At 37.8% G+C, this 19,465-nt stretch carries 22 protein-coding genes; 11 read left to right on the top strand and 11 right to left on the bottom strand.

Going from position 1 to position 19,465, the window contains the following annotated elements; translation table 11 throughout:
- Nucleotides 1-35 precede the first annotated feature (35 nt).
- Together GILLI_RS01275 and GILLI_RS01270 are read left to right on the top strand one after the other, a co-directional pair.
- Nucleotides 36-1,499 carry an aminoacyl-histidine dipeptidase gene (locus tag GILLI_RS01275; protein ID WP_006987304.1) on the top strand — a complete coding sequence of 488 codons (1,464 nt, stop codon included), beginning with the start codon at nt 36-38 and terminating at the stop codon, nt 1,497-1,499.
- Between the two features lie 217 nt (nt 1,500-1,716).
- Nucleotides 1,717-2,166: a ferritin-like domain-containing protein gene (locus GILLI_RS01270; protein ID WP_006987302.1), complete on the top strand. Its 450-nt coding sequence runs from the start codon at nt 1,717-1,719 to the stop codon at nt 2,164-2,166.
- Nucleotides 2,167-2,243: 77 nt separating this feature from the next.
- On the opposite strand, the gene GILLI_RS01265 is transcribed toward GILLI_RS01270, so the two are convergent.
- The 3 genes from GILLI_RS01265 to GILLI_RS01255 are packed head-to-tail and all read right to left on the bottom strand — an operon-like array spanning nt 2,244 to nt 4,949.
- Nucleotides 2,244-3,368 (bottom strand): peptidylprolyl isomerase, encoded by a 1,125-nt coding sequence (locus tag GILLI_RS01265; RefSeq protein ID WP_040506320.1) that lies wholly within the window; start codon nt 3,366-3,368, stop codon nt 2,244-2,246.
- Between the two features lies 1 nt (nt 3,369).
- A complete protein-coding gene (gene gldI, locus GILLI_RS01260) occupies nt 3,370-3,936 on the bottom strand; it encodes a gliding motility-associated peptidyl-prolyl isomerase GldI (RefSeq protein ID WP_006987300.1) in 567 nt (188 codons plus the stop codon).
- Nucleotides 3,933-4,949 (bottom strand): DHH family phosphoesterase, encoded by a 1,017-nt coding sequence (locus GILLI_RS01255; protein ID WP_006987299.1) that lies wholly within the window; start codon nt 4,947-4,949, stop codon nt 3,933-3,935. Before GILLI_RS01255 ends, gldI begins: the two co-directional genes overlap by 4 nt.
- Nucleotides 4,950-5,029: 80 nt before the next feature.
- Here GILLI_RS01255 and GILLI_RS01250 point away from each other — a divergent pair, with 80 nt between their 5' ends.
- Both GILLI_RS01250 and GILLI_RS01245 read left to right on the top strand, forming a co-directional pair.
- Entirely contained in the window at nt 5,030-6,091 is a 1,062-nt protein-coding gene (locus GILLI_RS01250; RefSeq protein ID WP_006987298.1) for an alkaline phosphatase D family protein, read from the top strand.
- A 79-nt stretch (nt 6,092-6,170) separates the two neighbouring features.
- Entirely contained in the window at nt 6,171-6,590 is a 420-nt protein-coding gene (locus tag GILLI_RS01245) for a nucleoside-diphosphate kinase (protein ID WP_006987297.1), read from the top strand.
- A gap of 179 nt (nt 6,591-6,769) precedes the next feature.
- On the opposite strand, the gene GILLI_RS01240 is transcribed toward GILLI_RS01245, so the two are convergent.
- The 4 genes from GILLI_RS01240 to recF form a co-directional block, all read right to left on the bottom strand.
- Nucleotides 6,770-7,399 (bottom strand): protein-L-isoaspartate(D-aspartate) O-methyltransferase, encoded by a 630-nt coding sequence (locus GILLI_RS01240; protein WP_006987296.1) that lies wholly within the window; start codon nt 7,397-7,399, stop codon nt 6,770-6,772.
- 258 nt (nt 7,400-7,657) lie between these two features.
- Nucleotides 7,658-7,954, bottom strand: a complete 297-nt coding sequence (locus tag GILLI_RS01235; protein ID WP_006987295.1) for a DciA family protein — start codon at nt 7,952-7,954, stop codon at nt 7,658-7,660.
- On the bottom strand, nt 7,938-8,375 hold the full coding sequence (locus GILLI_RS01230) for a lipocalin family protein (RefSeq protein ID WP_006987294.1): 438 nt from the start codon (nt 8,373-8,375) through the stop codon (nt 7,938-7,940). The genes GILLI_RS01235 and GILLI_RS01230 overlap by 17 nt, the downstream gene beginning before the upstream one ends.
- Before the next feature lie 56 nt (nt 8,376-8,431).
- Nucleotides 8,432-9,511 carry a DNA replication/repair protein RecF gene (gene recF / locus GILLI_RS01225; protein ID WP_006987293.1) on the bottom strand — a complete coding sequence of 360 codons (1,080 nt, stop codon included), beginning with the start codon at nt 9,509-9,511 and terminating at the stop codon, nt 8,432-8,434.
- Nucleotides 9,512-9,656: 145 nt separating this feature from the next.
- Between recF and GILLI_RS01220 the strand changes: the two genes are divergently transcribed.
- The 7 genes from GILLI_RS01220 (at nt 9,657) to GILLI_RS01190 (ending at nt 15,847) form a co-directional block, all read left to right on the top strand.
- Nucleotides 9,657-10,427, top strand: coding sequence for a tetratricopeptide repeat protein (locus GILLI_RS01220; protein WP_006987292.1), 771 nt, complete (start codon nt 9,657-9,659; stop codon nt 10,425-10,427).
- A gap of 9 nt (nt 10,428-10,436) precedes the next feature.
- Nucleotides 10,437-10,934, top strand: a complete 498-nt coding sequence (gene ribH / locus GILLI_RS01215; protein ID WP_006987291.1) for a 6,7-dimethyl-8-ribityllumazine synthase — start codon at nt 10,437-10,439, stop codon at nt 10,932-10,934.
- 104 nt (nt 10,935-11,038) lie between these two features.
- Entirely contained in the window at nt 11,039-11,326 is a 288-nt protein-coding gene (locus GILLI_RS01210; protein ID WP_006987290.1) for a hypothetical protein, read from the top strand.
- A gap of 7 nt (nt 11,327-11,333) precedes the next feature.
- A complete protein-coding gene (gene mutL, locus GILLI_RS01205; RefSeq protein ID WP_006987289.1) occupies nt 11,334-13,178 on the top strand; it encodes a DNA mismatch repair endonuclease MutL in 1,845 nt (614 codons plus the stop codon).
- On the top strand, nt 13,179-13,922 hold the full coding sequence (locus tag GILLI_RS01200) for a rhomboid family intramembrane serine protease (protein ID WP_006987288.1): 744 nt from the start codon (nt 13,179-13,181) through the stop codon (nt 13,920-13,922). It begins immediately after the preceding gene.
- On the top strand, nt 13,922-14,821 hold the full coding sequence (locus GILLI_RS01195) for a rhomboid family intramembrane serine protease (RefSeq protein ID WP_006987287.1): 900 nt from the start codon (nt 13,922-13,924) through the stop codon (nt 14,819-14,821). Before GILLI_RS01200 ends, GILLI_RS01195 begins: the two co-directional genes overlap by 1 nt.
- The gene (locus tag GILLI_RS01190; RefSeq protein WP_006987286.1) at nt 14,822-15,847 is read left to right on the top strand and encodes an endonuclease/exonuclease/phosphatase family protein; all 1,026 of its coding nucleotides are present in this window, start codon (nt 14,822-14,824) and stop codon (nt 15,845-15,847) included.
- A gap of 3 nt (nt 15,848-15,850) precedes the next feature.
- On the opposite strand, the gene GILLI_RS01185 is transcribed toward GILLI_RS01190, so the two are convergent.
- From GILLI_RS01185 to GILLI_RS01170, 4 genes are all read right to left on the bottom strand, one after another.
- Nucleotides 15,851-16,471: a WbqC family protein gene (locus GILLI_RS01185; protein WP_006987285.1), complete on the bottom strand. Its 621-nt coding sequence runs from the start codon at nt 16,469-16,471 to the stop codon at nt 15,851-15,853.
- Between the two features lie 17 nt (nt 16,472-16,488).
- Nucleotides 16,489-18,048: a signal peptidase I gene (lepB, locus tag GILLI_RS01180; protein WP_006987284.1), complete on the bottom strand. Its 1,560-nt coding sequence runs from the start codon at nt 18,046-18,048 to the stop codon at nt 16,489-16,491.
- Between the two features lie 56 nt (nt 18,049-18,104).
- Entirely contained in the window at nt 18,105-18,809 is a 705-nt protein-coding gene (gene dapB, locus GILLI_RS01175; protein WP_006987283.1) for a 4-hydroxy-tetrahydrodipicolinate reductase, read from the bottom strand.
- 71 nt (nt 18,810-18,880) lie between these two features.
- The gene (locus GILLI_RS01170; protein ID WP_006987282.1) at nt 18,881-19,459 is read right to left on the bottom strand and encodes a DUF5683 domain-containing protein; all 579 of its coding nucleotides are present in this window, start codon (nt 19,457-19,459) and stop codon (nt 18,881-18,883) included.
- Between the last annotated feature and the right edge of the window lie 6 nt (nt 19,460-19,465).

Below are 19,465 nucleotides of genomic sequence, written 5' to 3'. Positions count from 1 at the left end.
GGAAATATATTAATTAATCAATAAAAGTCAACATAATGAATGAAGAAATAAGATCCCTTGCACCCAATAATCTTTGGAACAAATTCGCCGACTTAAACGAGGTTCCCCGCCCTTCAAAAAAGGAGGAGAGAGTGATAGAATTCATTAAGAATTTTGGAAATAAACTCAATCTTGAAACCATCGTTGATAAAGTTGGTAATGTGATTATCAAAAAACCGGCCACGAGCGGGATGGAAAATAAAAAAGCGGTGGTTTTACAGTCACACCTGGATATGGTGCACCAAAAAAACAATGATACCCGGTTTGATTTTGATACACAGGGAATTGAAATGTATGTAGATGGAGATTGGGTAAGGGCAAAAGGGACAACTCTTGGAGCAGATAACGGTCTTGGTGTTGCCACTATTATGGCAATTCTTGAAAGTGATTCTATCCAGCACCCTTCCCTGGAAGCTTTGTTTACCATAGATGAAGAAACGGGAATGACCGGAGCAAAAGGACTTGAGCCGGGAATGCTTAAAGGAGAGATCCTCTTGAATCTGGATACCGAGGAAGACGATGAGATAGGAATAGGTTGTGCCGGGGGAGTAGATGTTACGGCTACAAGATCTTATAAGCAGGAAAACACAACCAAAGATTCCAAAGCATTTAAAATCACACTAAATGGTTTGAAAGGTGGTCACTCCGGAATGGATATTATTAAAGGTTTGGGAAATGCCAATAAACTGATGAACCGACTTTTATTTAGTGTTTCCGAAAATCTGGATCTTAGAATATCTGAAATTAACGGAGGAGGTCTTCGCAATGCGATTCCTAGAGAAAGTGAAGCTGTTGTTGTTATGGACGATCTTCAGGAAAAAGCATTGCTGTTTGAACTTGAGGGTGAAATTGAGAAAATAAAGGATGAATTCATCAAGCTGGAGCCCAACCTTGCAGTGAGCATCACTGAGGTAGAAGTTCCAGAAAAAATTATGGAAACCAATGTTCAGGAAGCGGTTTTAAAGTCTGTTTATGCGGCTCACAATGGAGTTTACAGAATGAGTCCTGAAATAGAAGGGCTTGTGGAAACCTCGAACAATGTTGCCAGAGTGGAGGTTAAAGATGGAAATGTTGTTGTAAAGTGTCTTACCCGATCCTCTGTAGAATCCTCAAAAGATGATCTTGCCAACGGTTTAAGATCCGGTTTTGAATTAGCAGGATTTGATGTTGAGTTGAGTGGTGATTATCCGGGATGGGCACCAAACCGGGATTCTGCTATTTTAACCGTGCTGGATGAACTTTATCAAAAAATGTTTCATGAAAAAGCTGACATTGCTGCCTGTCACGCAGGTTTAGAGTGTGGAATTATAGGGAATCATTATCCGGAGATGGATATGATCTCTTTTGGCCCCACCATTCGTGGAGCACATTCTCCCGATGAACGCGCAAGTATTAAATCGGCTCAGAAATACTGGAAATTTGTTCTGGAGATTCTGAAAAATATTCCACAGAAGAATTAATATTATTAAAAAGAAATGTAGCCGAATGTTGTCAGATGTAAGTTCATTAATCGAACATAAGGCTTCATTAAACTTAATTGGTGTTAAACTTAAAGGTTTTACGTTAAACTCTCTTAATTTACTTGCATTCAGGCCTTTTATGCCTTATATTAAGAATGAATGTAAACGAGACGCATTTTAAGTAAACAATGTTTCGCTAACTAAAATGATAATGAAGATGAAGTATACAGAAAAGATTACAAACAAATTGAACGATCTATTAACCAAAAACTATGATGCCGAAGCAGGATTTAACCTAGCCGCTGAAAAAGTGAACAATCGGGATCTTAAAGATTTCTTCCTTAAAAAAGCTAAGACCAGAAATGAATTTGGTCACCAAATAAAAAATGAAATCAAAACTTACGGTGAGAGTCCTGATAAAGGAACAAGCCTAAAAGGAGACGCTCACAGAGGTTGGATGAATTTAAAAACCGCCTTTAGCAATGATAATGAAGAAGCGATCCTTGAAGAAACCATAAGAGGTGAGAGGAAAGCAGTTGAAGAATACAATGATATTCTTAGAGAAGAAAACATGCCTTCAACTACAAAGAGTGTCTTGGAGATGCAAAGAGACAACATCAAGACAACCCTCCAGGAAGTTAATAAATTTGAATCTGTAGTTTCTTAAAAAGGAATAAAAATTCAAAGAAAAAGCCGAATCCATTTGTGGATCCGGCTTTTTGTATGCTTAAAAATTTCCATTAGTTATTCCTCAATTCCTAACATATTCAACTCGAAGATCAAATCTGTATTTGGAGGGATAACATTTCCGGCTCCTCTTTCTCCATACGCAAGGTGTGATGGAATGTAGATAATAGCTCTATCTCCAACTTTCATTTGCTGTATTCCTTCTTTAAATCCTGGAATCACTTGCGCATCTGGTCCATAAGGGATAAGCATAGGATTATATCCAACCTGATCTTTCCTTTGTTGATTGAATACCCCACCCTGAACAGCAGTTTCTTCCATACTGGTATCAAATAAAGTTCCATCTGCAAAATATCCGGCGTAATCAACTTTTACTTGTGAACCGTCTGTAGGTTTATCGCCTTCTCCTTTTTCAAGGAAATGAATCATTAATCCGCTTTCAAGTTCTTCCGCATCTTCCTTCATCGCCGCAAACTTTTCAGCATTGGCTGTTTTGGAAGCTTCCTGTTTTTTAAGCATTTCTTCTTCTTCGGCTTTCAATTCTGCCAGGCTGTTTTCAAATACCTCGGCAGCGTTGAAAACTTTAGCATCATTCCCTTTCCGAATGATATTAACCTCTTTTATCACGATATCCTCTGCAGGTTTATCCTGGCCAATAGTTTCCACGGTACCTATACTATCTACAACGGTCATCCCTTCCTGCACTTTTCCAAAAATGGTATGTTTTCCATCCAGCCATTCTGTTGGAGCAAGTGTTACAAAAAACTGACTTCCATTGGTCCCGGGGCCTGCATTGGCCATCGATAAATATCCTTTTGAATCGTGGCTTAAAGAATCCACGATTTCATCTGGAAACCTGTATCCAGGTCCACCGGATCCGGTTCCGGTAGGATCTCCACCCTGAATCATAAAATCTTTTATTACCCTGTGAAAGGTAAGTCCGTCATAAAATTTCTTTCCTTTATAAGTGCTATCCACCATTTTATGGGGTTTACCCTCGGCAAGAGAAACAAAATTGGCTACGGTAATAGGAGTTTCTTTAAAATATAACTCGGCTACAAAGCTGCCATGGCTCGTGTTGAATTCTGCGTAAAGACCATCCTCTAAATCGGGATAATCTTCCTTACACCCTACCAGGCCTACTAAAATTGCACAAACAAATAGAAAACTTAATTTTTTCATACTAATCATTGTTATTTTTATTGGTTTCTTCAGTTATTAAATGTAAAGTTACTTTGGCAATTATCGGGATATTGGTGCCAATCTTATTTTTGTCACCATAATATCCAAATGCTTTATGTGAAGGGAAGATAAAAGTAACCACTTCCCCTTCTTTCATCAGTTTTAATCCTTCCCGCAATCCGCCAAAAAGTTCTTCTTTGTCGATTGCATAGTTTTTTGTAGCCAATTCTCCTTCGGCATAAATATCCTGACCGGCTAAGGATTTGATCGAATAATCAAACTCCACCACATCCCCAAATTTGGGAGTATAGGTGTTCAGGGAATCGGTAGATCTTTTAGTATAGTAATACCAGAAACCATTTTCTGAGGTGATATAGTCGTTGATGGAATCGCGTTCAATAATTTCTAAAATTTGAGCTTCTTCCTGAGCGACCAGTTGCTTATTCCTTTGAATGGATTCATTGATGAATGATCCCGAATTTTGAGTTACAGGCTTTCTGGCTTCCGGAGGTTTGCATCCAAAAACAAGAATTCCCATAAGGATCATCGTATATCTCAAATATTTCATAGACTTAATTCTTCTTTATATTCCGGTAAAACGGCATTAAATTTTGTTACCGTATTTTCCAGCGAAAGTTCACTTTTTCCTCCTGCGGCATTTAAATGGCCACCCCCGCTAAAATGGGCTCTGGAAAAAGCATTTACGGAAAAATTTCCTTTAGATCTGAAACTAATCTTAATAATACCTTCTTTTTTATGTTCTATAAAAATGGCTGCAAATATAATTCCTTCCAGGGACAATCCATAATTAACAAATCCTTCGGTATCTCCTTTTCTAAAGTTGTTTTTGTCCAGTTCTTCCTGAGAAAGTGTGATATATGCTGTTCTTAATTCATTGTTTACTCGTAAATTTTGTAGAGCTACGCCTAAAAGTTGCATCCGGTTTTGAGAAAATGTGTCAAAAACCTGTTGGTGTATTCGGGTATTGTCTGCTCCTTTATCAATTAGTTCAGCGATTACCCGGTGTGTTTCACTGGAAGTAGACCTGTACCTAAAAGAGCCTGTATCTGTCATTATTCCGGTGTAGAGGCAAGTGGCTATCTCTGGGCTAATGTGCTTAACGGCTCTTAATTTCTGAAGGAATTTAAATACCATCTGGCAGGTGGAACTCATCGTTGCATCGCTGTAGGTATGGTTTGCATAATCTGATGGTTCCGGGTGATGGTCGATCATTATAAAAATCGCATCAGATGCTCTCAATGGCTCTTCCATTGCTCCCGTTCGGGCCAAAACATTGAAATCCAGTGTAAATACAATTTCGGCTGCGTCAATTAAAGTAGTACAATAATCTACCTCATTTTCATAAATTAAAACATCCTCACTACCAGGCAGCCACTTTAAAAATTGTGGAAAATCATTTGGAGCAATCACTTTTACTTCATGTTTTTTTTCCTTCAAAAAATGATAAAGTCCCAGGCAGGATCCAATCGCATCTCCATCCGGGCCTTTATGTGGGACAATTACTATATTTTTTGCTACAGAAAGTGCTGAAGTAATCTCTAAAATACTTTGTTCTATCATAATAAGGGGTAAAGATACAATTTAATAACATTTTCAATAAATCTGATTTCTTATTTTTGTAATTCTGAAATTTACCACAAATGAAACAAATTTTAAGGGTATCGTTACTATTATTGCTTCTGAATTCCTGTGGACCTGGGAAAAATTCTGAAGAAAATCAGGCTTTAAAGTCGGAGGAGACTGTTGAATTGAATCGTGTTGAAAGTGCCGATTTCACCATCGCTTTTGGAAGTTGTAATAAACAAAATCTCCCGCAGCCCCTTTGGGACCCAATAATTGCAAACAAACCGGATGTTTTTATATGGGGTGGTGATAATATCTACGCAGATACCCCGAATATGAATAGAATGGAGCAGGATTATAATATTCAAAAGTCAAACCCGGGTTATCAAAAATTGATTTCTTCCACGCCTGTTTTAGCAACCTGGGATGATCATGACTATGGGAAAAACGATGCAGGAACCGAATGGGAATATAAAGAGGAAAGTCAGCAAAAATTTTTGGATTTCTTAGATGTTCCTCAAAATGATGAGCGCAGGCAGCGGAAAGGAGTTTATCACAGCAAGGAGTTCAATCTCGAAAATGGAAGTGTAAAAGTAATCCTGCTGGACACAAGATATTTCAGATCTAATTTGATAGTGAGTGAAGAAGCGGGTAAGCGATATGATCCAAACCTGGAAGGCACTGTTTTGGGAGAAGAACAATGGAAATGGCTGGAACGTGAATTGAAAAACAGTAAAGCCGATTTTAATTTAATAGTGAGTAGTATTCAGATCATTTCCGCGGAACATGGTTTTGAAACCTGGGGCAATTTTCCGAAAGAAGTGGAAAAATTGAAGGCCCTTATTATTGCCTCTAAAGCTGAAAATGTTGTCCTTTTAAGCGGGGACCGCCATATTTCAGAGTTTTCTAAAGTAGAAATTACATCCTTAAAATATCCATTGATTGATTTTACCTCCAGCGGGCTAACCCATACCTATACCAGTTTTTCCGGAGAACCAAATCAATACAGAGTTGGAGAAGTGATAAGCGATTTGAGTTTTGGTTTATTATTTTTTGATTTTGGCAAGAAAAAGATAACCATGCAAATGCGGGGACAGGGAAATAAGTTGCAACAGCAATTGATTCAGGTCTTTAATTAACTGCCTAATATAAAAGCATAAATAGACTTGTAGACTTGGTTGATTTGTTTATTTTTGCCGAAAATTTAAATACCACAAGATGGCAAATAATAGAACATTTACAATGCTTAAGCCCGATGCAATTGAAAAAGGATACATCGGTGCGATCCTTGAACAGATCAATGCTTCAGGTTTCAGGATCGTTGCACTGAAAATGACCCAAATGACAAAAAGCGATGCACAAACTTTTTATGAAGTGCATAAGGAACGTCCATTTTACGGGGAATTGGTAGATTATATGACACAGGGACCTATTGTAGCTGCTGTTTTAGAAAAGGACAACGCTGTAGAAGATTTCAGAACTTTGATTGGTGCTACCAATCCTGAGGATGCTGCTGAAGGAACTATCAGAAAGAAATATGCTGCTTCAATCGCTGAAAATGCGATCCACGGAAGCGATAGCGATGAAAATGCAGCAATAGAATCTGCTTTTCATTTCGCCGGAAGAGAAATGTTTTAACCATTTTTCAGAAAATAATTAATGACCACCCACTTTTGGGTGGTTTTTTTGTTTTGTTCTTTCTTATAAATTTCATTTCCCAGGATTTTCCTGAAAAAGCAGTATAATATTTCTTTCGCAACTTTGCTCGCTGCTATGGCCTTGAAAAGGTTTGGCAATCATTTTTCAAATCACGCCCTCTATTTCTGTGCTTCCCCCGTCATGGGGACAAAACTTACCATCAAGAGCCTGTTTTCAATAAAAGTATCATCTCCGGTTTTTTCCAAAAGTTTTAGTTGTTGCCTTGCCCTACCTACCGGGGCAAGCAAACGTCCGCCAATTGCAAGTTGTTTTTTAAGAGGTTGAGGGATGTAGGGTGGCGCCGCAGTGAGGGTAATAGCATCAAAAGGGGCTTTTTCCGGCCAACCTTTGTAGCCATCTTCACAACGTGTTGTTACATTTTTAATTCCTGCTTTTTTCAGGTTTTCACTTGCGTATTCCTCCAGCCATTCTATCACTTCAATACTGTACACATGGTTTACGATGTTAGCCATAATTGCAGCATTGTAACCACAACCAGTGCCTATCTCCAGGATTATATCTTCCCGGTTTAGTTTTAATTCCTGGGCCATATAAGCAACTATAAAAGGCTGGCTTATAGTTTGTCCATTTCCAATGCTCAAAGGCCTGTCTTCATAAGCGAACTCCTGCATTTCCTCCGGTATAAAAAGTGCACGATCTATCTCCCGCATCGCCTGTAAAACCATGGGGTCGCTTATCCCCCTCCTTATTAGTTGATTTTCAATCATTTCTTCCCTGCTCACATTCATGATTCCCTGATGTTACATCTTCTTAAAGTTAATTAATTAAGACCCGAAATAAAATAAATTTGAAAGCTTTAAGTTTTTTTTAATCCCAACAGTGAAGTTAAATCCCTCATTGAGGGTTTAATTCAGCCTACTGGCAAACTTCTTTGTGGATAATGGATTCGCAAAAGAAGTTTCCCCTTTATGAAAAAGGTTACTCCGGTTGATAAGGAATTGTTTGGAAGAAAATTAAGGATCTTTGTTTAAAAAGGTTCGGGAACCCTACCTTAAAACCAATTTGGTGATGAGGTTCTTGCCTAATTCTTCATTAAGAAGTTTGACGATCTTTTCCTTCCCATAACTCAATTCTTCCCTTAGTACAGATGAACTCAATTGGACATAAAGCGTGCTGCCATCAAGTTTTATGGAGGTGGTATATTTTTCGATTGCCGGCCCCATTTGGGCATTCCATACATCCCTTGCATTTACTTTATCCAGGCCTGTTTGAAGCTTGTTGCTTGCTACAAAATCCTGCAAAGCATCACTAAGTTTCATGTTTTCGTTATATCTCTTCTTCATTTAGCTCGTTTAATAATGATTTAAATCTTTTGTAATGATAAATAAACCCCTGGTTGCTCCTAATACTCATTTTATCTTCGCTCGCTTTTAAAACTGTTTCCTTCCAGGAATCGAAAGGCGTAGCGTAATATAAATTCAGACTGTCATTTTCGATCCTTGCTTCAATCTTTTCTGCATCTTCGGTAACGATGTAGGTGCCGTCATATTGAGGGCGGACCTTCTTTCTAAAACCAACACCATCTTTAATTTCAAAATAATCCACATTTTCACTCATCCGAAATTGTTTGATGGAATCTTTAGAGAACTCTACTTTTTCAATCTCCCAGTATCCGTTCAAATTGATGAGTTTTTCCTCAGGAGTTTGTTGGTTACAGCTTGTAATTAACGTAGTAAGTAGGATTATTAATACCAGGTTTTTCATTTATACAGGTTTGGAGTTATTTTTATTATTTGCTGAAATAGATACTGCGGAACAGATCACAATCTAAACATTTTATAGGACTGATTACTTTCTTTAACCACTTTTTCTGTCCTGTCTGGATGGGTATCACTAATAAATATTTGTCCTAACTCATTTTCAGCAACCAGGGTAACAATGTGCGCTACACGTTGTTCATCCAATTTATCAAAAATATCATCCAGAAGCAATAACGGACTGGATTTGCTCAATTTTTTTATGAAATCGAATTGAGCGAGTTTTAAAGCGATGAGAAAAGATTTTTGCTGACCCTGAGACCCAAATTTTTTAATGGGATGTCCTTCTATCTCAAAACTGAGATCATCTTTATGAAGTCCCACACTAGTGTATTGAAGCATCATATCCTTCTGCAGGTTTTGATCCAGCAATTCGGAAATAGGTTTTTCAAATAACTGGCTCTTGTATTCTATGGCAACCCTTTCTTTTTGGTTGGTGATTTCAGCATAGCGTTTGTCAAAGATGGGAATGAATTCCTCCAAAAACACCTTTCTTTTTTCAAAAAGTAAATTTCCCAGATCGTTCATTTGGGCGTTATAGATATCAAGGGTATCCCTGTCAAATTTGGAATTTGCAGCAAAAAATTTCAAAAGTGCATTTCTTTGTGCAACCACTTTTCCATACTGTATCAATGCATTCAGGTACTCCTGGTCGCTTTGGGAAATCACCCCATCCATAAATTTACGACGGGTTTCACTACCTTCTATAATAAGATCCCGGTCTCCCGGGGAAATGATCACGGCAGGAATGAAGCCAATGTGCTCACTAAATTTCTCGTAGGCTTTATTATTTCGTTTGATCACCTTTTTTTGGCCACGTTTCGCACTTACCAGAATATGCTCTTCCCGGTCATTCTTCTCCAAAGTACCGTCGATCACGAAAAATTCGGCGTCATGATTAATATTCTGACTGGTAATTGGGTTGAAATAGCTTTTTCCGAAGGAGAGATGGTAAATACTATCCAGCACATTGGTTTTTCCAACCCCATTATGACCTACTAAACAGTTTATTTTGGAATCAAAATCAAAGGAGGCGGTAGTAAAATTCTTATAATTGACTAGTGAAAGGGTTTTTAAAAACATAAAATGCTGTAATTCAGCTTAATGAATAAAATAGCTTGAGTTGTAAAGGTAAAGGAATAGCGTTAAAATTATTAAAAAATAACAAAATTTTTCCCTTTTATATCTGAATAAAAATTTTATTTTTGCCACACATTAAACCAATTCTATGGCGACTTACAAGAAAAAAGGACATAAACCATCTAATAAAGAAGAACAGGCAAAAAAAGTAGAGGATGAATCTACAACTGCAGAGGTATTTAATACGCTGGATGAAGGTGCAAATAAAACAGAAGCCTTTGTAGCGAAAAATCAAAAATACATCTATGTTATCGTTGGTTTGGCCGCTGTAGTAATCCTGGGATATTTAGGATGGCAACGTTTTGTTCAGGAGCCAAAGGAACTTGAAGCTGCAAATGAAATGTTCCAGGCACAGCAGTATTTTGATAATGCATTAGCCGGATCCGGTGCGCAGAGTGACTCTTTATATAATATGGCATTAAACGGTGGCGAAGGAAAATATGGTTTTCTTGACATCATCGAAGAATATAGCAGTACAAATGCCGCTAATCTTGCCAATTACTATGCAGGATTTGCGTATTTAAATTCTAACAGATACCAGGAAGCTATCGAATTTCTGGAAGATTTTAATAGTGATGATGAGATCCTCGCGCCTTTGGCTAAAGGTGGAATTGGTGATGCCTTTATGCAATTGAATCAACCGGAAGAAGCCTTAAGTTATTATGATGAGGCTGCTTCTATGCGTTCCAATGAGTTTACAACACCAAGGTTTTTGCTGAAGGCTGCTCTTACGGCAATAGAATTAGGAAAAGGAGAACAAGCTGTTAAGTATTTAAACAGGATAAAAGATGAATTCTCTGGTGCTCCTGAAGCAAATCAGGTACCTGTTTACCTGGGAAGAGCTCAGGCAATGAAATAAAAAAATCCTATGGCCACCGAAGGTAAAAATCTTTCAGAATACGATAAAAGCCGGGTTCCGGATGCAAAAGAATTTCGTTTTGGAATTGTGGTAGCAGAGTGGAACGAGGAGATAACGGAAGGTTTATTCCAGGGTGCTTTTAATGCACTGAAAGAAAACGGCGTCATCAACGAAAATATCGTACGCTGGAATGTTCCTGGAAGTTTTGAACTTATTTATGCCTGTAAAAAAATGCAGGAAAGCTATGATATGCTGGATGCTATTATCGCTATTGGAAGCGTGATTGAAGGGGAGACAAAGCATTTTGATTTTGTTTGCCAGGGAGTATCCCAGGGAATTAAAGATCTTAATGTGCACCACGATATTCCTGTGATCTTTTGTGTGCTAACCGATAAAAATATGCAACAGGCCATTGACCGCTCCGGGGGAAAACATGGTAATAAAGGATCTGAAGCCGGTGTGGCTGCTATTAAAATGGCACAACTCAGGAAAGACGCCCGATTCTAAATTTACTTTATTCGGCATTATTCTTGTTCCCTTAAAATTACCTAAACAAGCTTTATTTTCTGTAGCTTTTTAAGTAAATTTGAACATAAATAAATCCGAAAATTTTGAAACTCAATTTAGGCAAACTCCGAAAGAATTCCCGCTATAATTACACTCCTCGTTATTATAAAGGGAAAGAAGAGGGCAATATTTACTCCTTTGAATCAAAATTCAATAAATACAAAAACACTACCAACTCCATAGATTTTGGCTCCCAATGGGCCGATGCCCGCACCTCGAGCAGGACCAGAGGAAACCGGGAGATCAATAAAAGAGTAATCTATATTATCATCCTTTTGATCCTTATTTTCCTATGGATCATCGACTTCGATTTATCCATCTTTTCGAATTAAATTACACATGAAAGATGTTATCCATTTGCTGCCGGACCATGTAGCCAACCAAATCGCCGCCGGAGAAGTAGTGCAGCGTCCGGCGTCCGTTATAAAGGAATTACTCGAAAACTCCATCGATGCTCAGGCCAGTAATATACAGGTTTATATAAAAGAAGCGGGCAAAATACTTATTAGGATTGTTGATAACGGAGTTGGCATGAGTCTTACGGATGCCAGGCTAAGCTTTGAACGTCATGCGACTTCCAAAATAAAATCGGCTGAAGATCTTTTTAGCCTTCAAACAAAGGGCTTTAGGGGAGAGGCATTAGCTTCCATCGCGGCGATTGCTCATGTAGAACTCAAAACCCGCAGGGAAGAAGATGAAGTAGGAACCTGTATCAGGATAGAAGGAAGTGAAATTATTTCTCAGGATGCCTGCGTAGCTTCATCCGGGACATCTATAAGTGTTAAAAACCTTTTTTATAATATTCCTGCAAGACGAAATTTCCTGAAATCGGATACGGTGGAAACCCGGCATATTATAGATGAATTTCAACGGGTTTCCCTGGCACATCCACATATAGCATTTTCTTTGGTGCATAATTCAAGCGAGTTGTTTCAACTCCCAGATACCAATTACAGGCAAAGGATTACCAACATTCTTGGAGGAAAGACTAACGAGAAACTGGTGCCCGTTAATGAAAATACCGAAATTGTGAAAATTTCAGGATTTGTTGGAAAACCTGAATATGCCAAACGCACCCGTGGCGAACAGTTCTTTTTTGTAAACGACAGGTTCATTAAAAGTCCTTATTTAAATCATGCTGTTACCGCAGCTTTTGAAGGTTTGCTGAAAGATAAAAGCTATCCAAGTTATTTCTTATATCTAAAAGTTGATCCCAAAAGTATTGATATAAACATTCATCCTACAAAAACCGAAATAAAATTTGATGATGAACACGCTTTATATGCCATTTTAAGAAGTGCGATTAAACACAGTCTCGGGCAGTTTAATGTAGCGCCTGTTTTGGATTTTGAAAGAGACCCAACGCTGGATACGCCGTATGATTATGAAAAAAGGCATGCCTCGGCTCCACAGGTGGAGGTAGACAGGAATTTTAATCCTTTTAAGAATGAGCACCGGGGTAGTTTTAGAAACGATTATAAAAAGGAATCTGTTGGCTGGGAAAGTCTCTACACAGGATTAAAAAGTGAGTCTTCAGGAATTGATCCCGATGTGAGGCAAATAGAGTTTGAAAGTGAAGAGGTTACCGGGAATCTTTTTGGAGCTTATAAAACCGAGGAAGCGCAGAACACCACATTTCAGCTCAATAAAAAATTCATCATTACCACGCTTAAAAATGGAATGTTAGTGATAGACCAACACCGGGCTCACACAAGGATCTTGTATGAAGAGCTTTTAAAAAGTATCACGGTTTCTGCAGCGGTAAGTCAACAATTGTTGTTTCCATTGATCCTTCAGTTTAACCAACAAGAAATAGAATTACTCAAAGGGATAAAGGATTCTCTGGAGCAAACGGGATTCATTTTTTCTGAAATAAAATCAGATTCGGTAGAAATTACAGGGATTCCCACGCTTATTCTCGAAAGTGAGGTGGAAATGTTGCTGGAACAACTTTTATCTGACTTTGAAAATGAGGTTCCCGAGAACAACTTTTCACAAACAGATCTTCTTGCTAAATCCCTGGCAAAGAGTATGGCAGTGAAATCTGGAAATTTATTGAATTCAACAGAACAGCAGCATATAGTCAACGGTTTATTTGCCTGTAAAGAGGCATCGATTACCCCTTTTAACAAACCTGTTTTTATTACCTTGCCGGTTGAAGAACTGGAAAAAAAATTCATGTAAATGGGAAAAATTACAGATACTGTAAAAGTACTTATAATTATAAATGCAATGTTTTTTGCAGGGACTATGTTTATTGGGGATTTTACCTACAAAATATTCTCCTTATGGTTTTTTCAAAATGATAATTTTGGAATTTGGCAGGTAATTACCCATATGTTCATGCACGGGAGTTTTATGCACATTCTGTTTAATATGTATGCATTATGGGCCTTTGGTAGTCCAATAGAACAAATGCTGGGGCAGAAGAAATTTCTGTTCTTTTATTTCTCATGCGGAATTGGAGCTGCTATAATCCATTCCCTGGTGAATTATTTCCACGTAGAAAGTGCGTACAGCACCTTAGTAGAGGCAGGAATGAATCCCGCGGCCATCCAGCAATTATTGGAAACCGGGCAGTATTCCACGGCTATTTTAGATTCGGTGCCACGGGAAACCCTGGAAAGTATGTTTACCGCTTATAATACTCCTGCAGTAGGTGCCTCCGGTGCTATTTACGGTATTCTTGTAGCTTTTGGAATGTTATTTCCCAATGTCGAACTCTTTTTGCTTTTTGTTCCAATTCCAATTAAAGCAAAAATATTTATTCCTGTATTAATAGGCATAGATTTATTTTCAGGAGTCACAGGATATTCGTTATTTGGAGGTGGGATAGCGCACTTTGCCCATGTAGGAGGGGCGTTATTTGGATTTATTATGATGTGGTACTGGAAAAAAAATCAGTTTAACCAAAACCGTTGGGATTGATGAGCGCAGCAGATAAAATAAGGCATAAATTTCAAACGGCTTCGGTAGTTGAAAAATTAATAGGCATAAATGTGTTGGTTTTTATTTTGTTTTATGTTTTTAAAACCATCGCTTTCTTGTTTCAGTTGCCTTCAGATTTTTTATTGGAATGGCTTGTTTTTCCCAAAGAACCGGGGGAATATATTTTTAAACCCTGGTCTATTATCACGTATTCTTTTATGCATTCCGGGATTTGGCATATTTTATCCAATATGCTTATTCTTTACTATGCGGGAAATTATTTCCTAAGCTATTTTCCTTCAAAAAAATTGCTCACCTTTTATTTTCTTGGAGTGATTGTAGGTGGGATGGTGTATATGTTGAGCTATAATTTATTTCCTGCCTTTCAGGGTACCGGTCGTTCTTATTTGTTGGGAGCATCTGCCGGGGTGATGGCTGTATTGGTTGGAATAGCCACCAGAATTCCCAATATGGGAATACGTCTTCTTATCCTGGGAAATATTAAATTCTGGTATATTGCTGCTTTTCTAGTGGTATTGGATGTTGTTCAAATTCCCTTTGGCAATGCGGGCGGGCATTTGGCACACCTGGGAGGAGCTTTATTTGGGTATTTTTATTCATCCCAACTGGCAAAAGGGAATGATATCGCCAGCGGATTTGAAAAATCAGTCATTTGGTTTCTTGCCCTTTTTGAAAGCTCTGGAAAATCAAAGCCAATCATGCGCACAGTCTATAAAAGAACCGGGCAAACCACTTCAAAAACTGTTTCCTCAAAAATAACTAAGACTGAAAAGCAGGAAAAAATCGATTCTATCTTAGATAAAATAAGCAAAAGCGGCTATGACAGCCTTACTAAACAGGAAAAAGATTTTTTGTTTAATGCAGGGAAAGATAATTAAATGAGAAAACTCGGGTTATTTGATAAATTCCTGTTTATTGTCAATTCTTTGTTCGCGTTTGCTCTTTTGCTTTCCTATTTATTACCATTTGTACCCCCCTCTGCATTTCCATTGCTTTCTGTATTAAGTCTGGGTGTTCCGGTTTTAATACTGGCAAACATCCTTTTTATGCTGTTATGGGCCATTAGATTTAGACGTCAGTTTTTATTGTCTCTTATCATTTTAATTCTGGGTTATTCGAATGTTATTTCCTGGATTCAGTTTGGGGGTATAAATAACTCAACCTCCGGGGATCTTTCTATAATGAGTTATAATGTGCGGATGTTCAATGCATATAACTGGACCAATGACAAATTGATCCCTAAAAAGATCACTGAATTTATTAATGAAAAAGATCCTGATATTCTGGTTACTCAAGAGCATTATGTGGGTGTATCCGGACTGAAGGAAATCTACCCTCACAGCTTTATAAAGTTAAAAGATAAAAATTCAGAGTTTGGATCTGCAATTTTTTCGAAGTATCCCATCATTAAGGAACATTCGGTCGATTTTCCTCATAATGGCAACAACAATGCAATTTTTGTAGATATTGTTAAAAATGAGGATACGCTTCGCATATTTAATGTGCATTTTCAGTCACTAAATATAAAACCAGAAATTAAAAACCTTCAGGAAGGAGATTCAAAAAAGTTGGTTGGGCGAATTGCCTATGGATTTAAACTTCAGCAGGAACAGGCGGAATTAATGATGGTGGAAGTTAACAAATCACCTTATAAAACTTTGATTTTAGGAGACTTCAATAACACTGCGTTTTCTTATATCTATAAATACGTCAAAGGAGATCGTTTTAAAGATGCCTTTATGGACGCCGGTGCTGGATTTGGAAAATCTTTTGACCTTAGTTATTTTCCTCTGCGCATCGATTTTCTTTTAATCGATAAGGAGCTGGAAATAAATTCCTTTGAGACTTTTAGCGATCAACAATTATCCGATCATTTTCCAATAATGAGCCACATTAAATGGTAAAGGCTACTTAAGGCTTTTTAAATAATTGGTCGTATTAGGGCCTTCATTGAAGAGAAGATCTAAAATGGAAAGATTGGATAAAAACCCAAATTTATCCTGAAAAACCTGGACATACTCCGGAATTTCGATATTTTTTTTAGCGTTGATAAGATCCCGCTTATCGATGAAGTCGTTAGCATCATTAAAATATTCCTCAGTTTTTTTAAAATCGATCTCCAACTGGAGGCAACTGCGAATAACATCAAAACAATCGTAATTAAAATCCATTAGGAAATTATAATCTTTAAGGTAAAGGGGAGCTATTTCATATTCATAAAACTCGAAGAACGGGGATGTTTGATAGGCAGATTTTAATGATTTCCAATGCTGTTTTTGCCACTTAAGATCTTTCTCTATCTTGATATCTCTATATTTTTGATGCTGCCTTTGCTTGGATTTAGGAAGGTGTTTTACAGGAATATTAAGCAGTAATTTTCCATTTGCACCGTAAATATACATGCGGTTTCTATAGGTTTGTTTTTGATAATTATCTTCATTTTCAAAACAAATACCAGCAGGTTTTACCAGCTCCCTAAAATGGGAAACCGGTCCGAAGTAGGGGAGATGTAGTAAAATTTCCTGCATCTTATAGTTTCTGAAAATTAAGAATCCCTTCTTTTTTTGAAAAAATTATATGCTATTAAAATAACCACTACTATAAGAAAATAGGGTAAATAGGATATTGGAGTTCCACCTCCTTTTACTGTGGTGAACATTCGTTCCCATCTTATTTTATCAAAAAAACCTTTACCATTGGCATCCCAGCTCATCCAGATGAAAACAGGTTTTCCAACCACATGATTTTCGGGCACATAACCAAAATAGCGGCTGTCTAAGCTATTATGCCTGTTATCTCCCATCATCCAGTAATAATCCTGCTTGAAGGTGTACGATTCTATAGTTGATCCATTTAGCAGGATCTGTGTGCCGTTCTGGCTAATTTTATTTTCTATTCCCAGTTCCGAACCTTCATACACCTCAATGATTCTTTTGTAAAAAGGAAGTGATTTCTGTGTGATTGGAATCGTTACCCCTTTTTTAGGAATGTAAATGGGACCAAAATTGTCACGATTCCAGGATATATCCTGACTTGACGGGAAAATATCTGCCTCTCTTCCAACAGAATCTATCACTCTTTGAATGGTAGCTACATTGGGATGGTTTTTAAATTTTGAATAGGCTTCTTCGGTAAGATTTATCCGGAATGTATTGTTGTTGGGATTATAACCATAAGGATCGGTTATATCATAGCGTTCATATAAATAATTATAATCAAATGCCTGCCCTTTAGTTGTTCCCTCATAAGAGAACTGTGGCCGTGCTCTTTCCGGCAATTCCAGTGGTTGGGAATCAATATGGATTTTTCCGTCGATGATTTGAAGGGAATCCCCGGGAACCCCAACTGCACGCTTCACATAGTTGGTTTTCTTGTCTATTGGTTTATAATAATACTTATCGGTATAATACATGTTTCTCATGGTATCTACCGGCCAGTTAAACACAACAATGTCGTTTCTTTCAATATCCTGAAAACCAGGGAGCCTGAAATAGGGTATTTGAGGTTTTTCCAGGTATGATTTTACATTTGCAACCGGGATCGTATCATGAACCATAGGAAAAGCAACTGCGGTTAAAGGTGTTCTTGCTCCGTAGTGAAATTTGCTCACAAAAAGGAAATCCCCAACCAGCAGTGTTTTTTCAAGGGAAGATGTAGGTATTGTAAACGGCTGAATAAGGTAAGTGTGAACCAGCGTTGCTGCAATAACCGCAAAAAGCACAGAGCTTATCCATTCTCCTGCACTCGTTCTTGGTTTAAGACTCCTTTCCTGAATATAGGTAACATCTGCAACATAATTAAGGTAATAAATATAAAGTCCACCTGTAAGTATTACCAGAAATGTTTCCCAGGTGCTGTGCCTGCCAAAGCTACGAATGGTCTCCACCCAAATTACAGGGAACATGATCAGGTTTACAACAGGAATAAACAATAGTATGGTCCACCACCATGGCCTGTTTATTATTTTCATTAGGATCACCGCATTATAAATGGGAATTGCAGCTTCCCAGCCCTTTCTGCCTGCCTTGATGTAGAGTTTCCAGGTTCCTAAAAAATGAACTACCTGGACCAGGATGATGAACAAAAACCATTGGGTGAACGTCATAGTATAAATTATTTACTGAATATTAGTGTGTGTTCAGACATATCTGTTACAAAAAATTAGCTTAAACCGGAAAGAACATCCTTCATAGTATAAACTCCCTTTTTATTGAAAAGCCATTCTGCTGCGATAACAGCACCCAAAGCAAAACCTTCTCTGGAATGTGCAGTATGTTTGATCTCTATGGAATCCACCTCAGAATTATATGAAACCCTATGTGTTCCGGGAACATTTTCAATTCGTTTAGCGTAAATAGGGATCTCATTCTCTTTTGCCTTGTCCAGTTCCCATCCATCCTTAGAGGAATTGTTTATTATTTGCTGGGCCAGGCTTATCGCTGTTCCGCTTGGAGCATCCAGTTTTTGAGTATGGTGGATCTCTTCAATTTCTACTGAATAATCCTTAAAACCATCCATCATTTTCGCCAGTTTCTCGTTTAATTCAAAAAACAAGTTAACGCCAATACTAAAATTTGAAGCATATATAAAACCCGAATTTTCTTCGTTACAAACTTGAACAGCTTTTTCATAATCCTTAAGCCATCCTGTGGTCCCACTAACAACAGGTAACTTATTCTGGAAACAGGTTGTGATATTTTTTAAGGCAACTGTTGGAATGCTGAAATCAATAACTATTTCAGCTTCGCTCAAATTATACTCTTCAATATTTTCTGAAATTTTGAGCACGATCTCATGCCCCCTGCCTAGAGCTATCTTTTCAATGGTTTTTCCCATTTTACCGTAACCGGAGAGTGCAATTTTCATAGATATGTTTATTAAAATTCCCCTGAAGAATCAGAAGTTTTGTTTTGGATCCTCTAAGTTGAAGAGCTTTGTTAAAAATTAAAATTGAGTGTAAGTCCATAACCTGTCTTACCGGTAAATTGATCAAAATTTACTCCGGGCCTAAGGGACAAATCCTCACTTACATTGAACTGTTGTAAATGGGCATCTACGTTTGCATCAATAATATTAAGGGCATAGATGCCGGCTGTAACCAAAAGAGCCAGTTCTTTATTGCGCCTAAACAATTTTTGAGCCCGAATCAATCCATCGGTTGAAACTCGCGGAGGTCCATCGGGATTTGGGTTCGAGAATTCGTCATCATTAAAACCTGCAAGTCTTCTTTTATAAGCACTTCGATATCTATCCAATTGTTTATCATTTTCAATGACAAAATAAATACCGGCTCCTAATCCGGCATAGGCTATTGGGATTTTCCAGTATTTCCCGTTGTATGCCTGCCCTAACCCAGGTAAAATAGCAGAATAAAAAGCAGCTTTCGCGGGCGCAAGGGCATTGTAGGGTTTGTAATCTTTATCCTTTTTAACGATAGTATCAGCAGCAGTTTCCACCAAAAGTGTATCCTCTTCCTGAGCCACCAGCAAACTGGAGAGCATTAAGGAAAATACCATCGAAAA

Source organism: Gillisia limnaea DSM 15749 (assembly GCF_000243235.1).
Taxonomy (GTDB): Bacteria; Bacteroidota; Bacteroidia; order Flavobacteriales; family Flavobacteriaceae; genus Gillisia; species Gillisia limnaea.
Note: the sequence above shows the minus strand (reverse complement) of the source record. Positions and strands in the feature narration are given on the sequence as shown.

Bases quoted from the DNA above. Each gene is read 5' to 3' on its own strand.
- GILLI_RS01275 (WP_006987304.1), top strand. From the start codon at position 36: ATGAATGAAGAAATAAGATCCCTTGCACCCAATAATCTTTGGAACAAA.
- GILLI_RS01270 (WP_006987302.1), top strand. From the start codon at position 1,717: ATGAAGTATACAGAAAAGATTACAAACAAATTGAACGATCTATTAACC.
- GILLI_RS01265 (WP_040506320.1), bottom strand. From the start codon at position 3,368: ATGAAAAAATTAAGTTTTCTATTTGTTTGTGCAATTTTAGTAGGCCTG.
- gldI (WP_006987300.1), bottom strand. From the start codon at position 3,936: ATGAAATATTTGAGATATACGATGATCCTTATGGGAATTCTTGTTTTT.
- GILLI_RS01255 (WP_006987299.1), bottom strand. From the start codon at position 4,949: ATGATAGAACAAAGTATTTTAGAGATTACTTCAGCACTTTCTGTAGCA.
- GILLI_RS01250 (WP_006987298.1), top strand. From the start codon at position 5,030: ATGAAACAAATTTTAAGGGTATCGTTACTATTATTGCTTCTGAATTCC.
- GILLI_RS01245 (WP_006987297.1), top strand. From the start codon at position 6,171: ATGGCAAATAATAGAACATTTACAATGCTTAAGCCCGATGCAATTGAA.
- GILLI_RS01240 (WP_006987296.1), bottom strand. From the start codon at position 7,399: ATGAATGTGAGCAGGGAAGAAATGATTGAAAATCAACTAATAAGGAGG.
- GILLI_RS01235 (WP_006987295.1), bottom strand. From the start codon at position 7,954: ATGAAGAAGAGATATAACGAAAACATGAAACTTAGTGATGCTTTGCAG.
- GILLI_RS01230 (WP_006987294.1), bottom strand. From the start codon at position 8,375: ATGAAAAACCTGGTATTAATAATCCTACTTACTACGTTAATTACAAGC.
- recF (WP_006987293.1), bottom strand. From the start codon at position 9,511: ATGTTTTTAAAAACCCTTTCACTAGTCAATTATAAGAATTTTACTACC.
- GILLI_RS01220 (WP_006987292.1), top strand. From the start codon at position 9,657: ATGGCGACTTACAAGAAAAAAGGACATAAACCATCTAATAAAGAAGAA.
- ribH (WP_006987291.1), top strand. From the start codon at position 10,437: ATGGCCACCGAAGGTAAAAATCTTTCAGAATACGATAAAAGCCGGGTT.
- mutL (WP_006987289.1), top strand. From the start codon at position 11,334: ATGAAAGATGTTATCCATTTGCTGCCGGACCATGTAGCCAACCAAATC.
- GILLI_RS01200 (WP_006987288.1), top strand. From the start codon at position 13,179: ATGGGAAAAATTACAGATACTGTAAAAGTACTTATAATTATAAATGCA.
- GILLI_RS01195 (WP_006987287.1), top strand. From the start codon at position 13,922: ATGAGCGCAGCAGATAAAATAAGGCATAAATTTCAAACGGCTTCGGTA.
- GILLI_RS01190 (WP_006987286.1), top strand. From the start codon at position 14,822: ATGAGAAAACTCGGGTTATTTGATAAATTCCTGTTTATTGTCAATTCT.
- GILLI_RS01185 (WP_006987285.1), bottom strand. From the start codon at position 16,471: ATGCAGGAAATTTTACTACATCTCCCCTACTTCGGACCGGTTTCCCAT.
- lepB (WP_006987284.1), bottom strand. From the start codon at position 18,048: ATGACGTTCACCCAATGGTTTTTGTTCATCATCCTGGTCCAGGTAGTT.
- dapB (WP_006987283.1), bottom strand. From the start codon at position 18,809: ATGAAAATTGCACTCTCCGGTTACGGTAAAATGGGAAAAACCATTGAA.
- GILLI_RS01170 (WP_006987282.1), bottom strand. From the start codon at position 19,459: ATGGTATTTTCCTTAATGCTCTCCAGTTTGCTGGTGGCTCAGGAAGAG.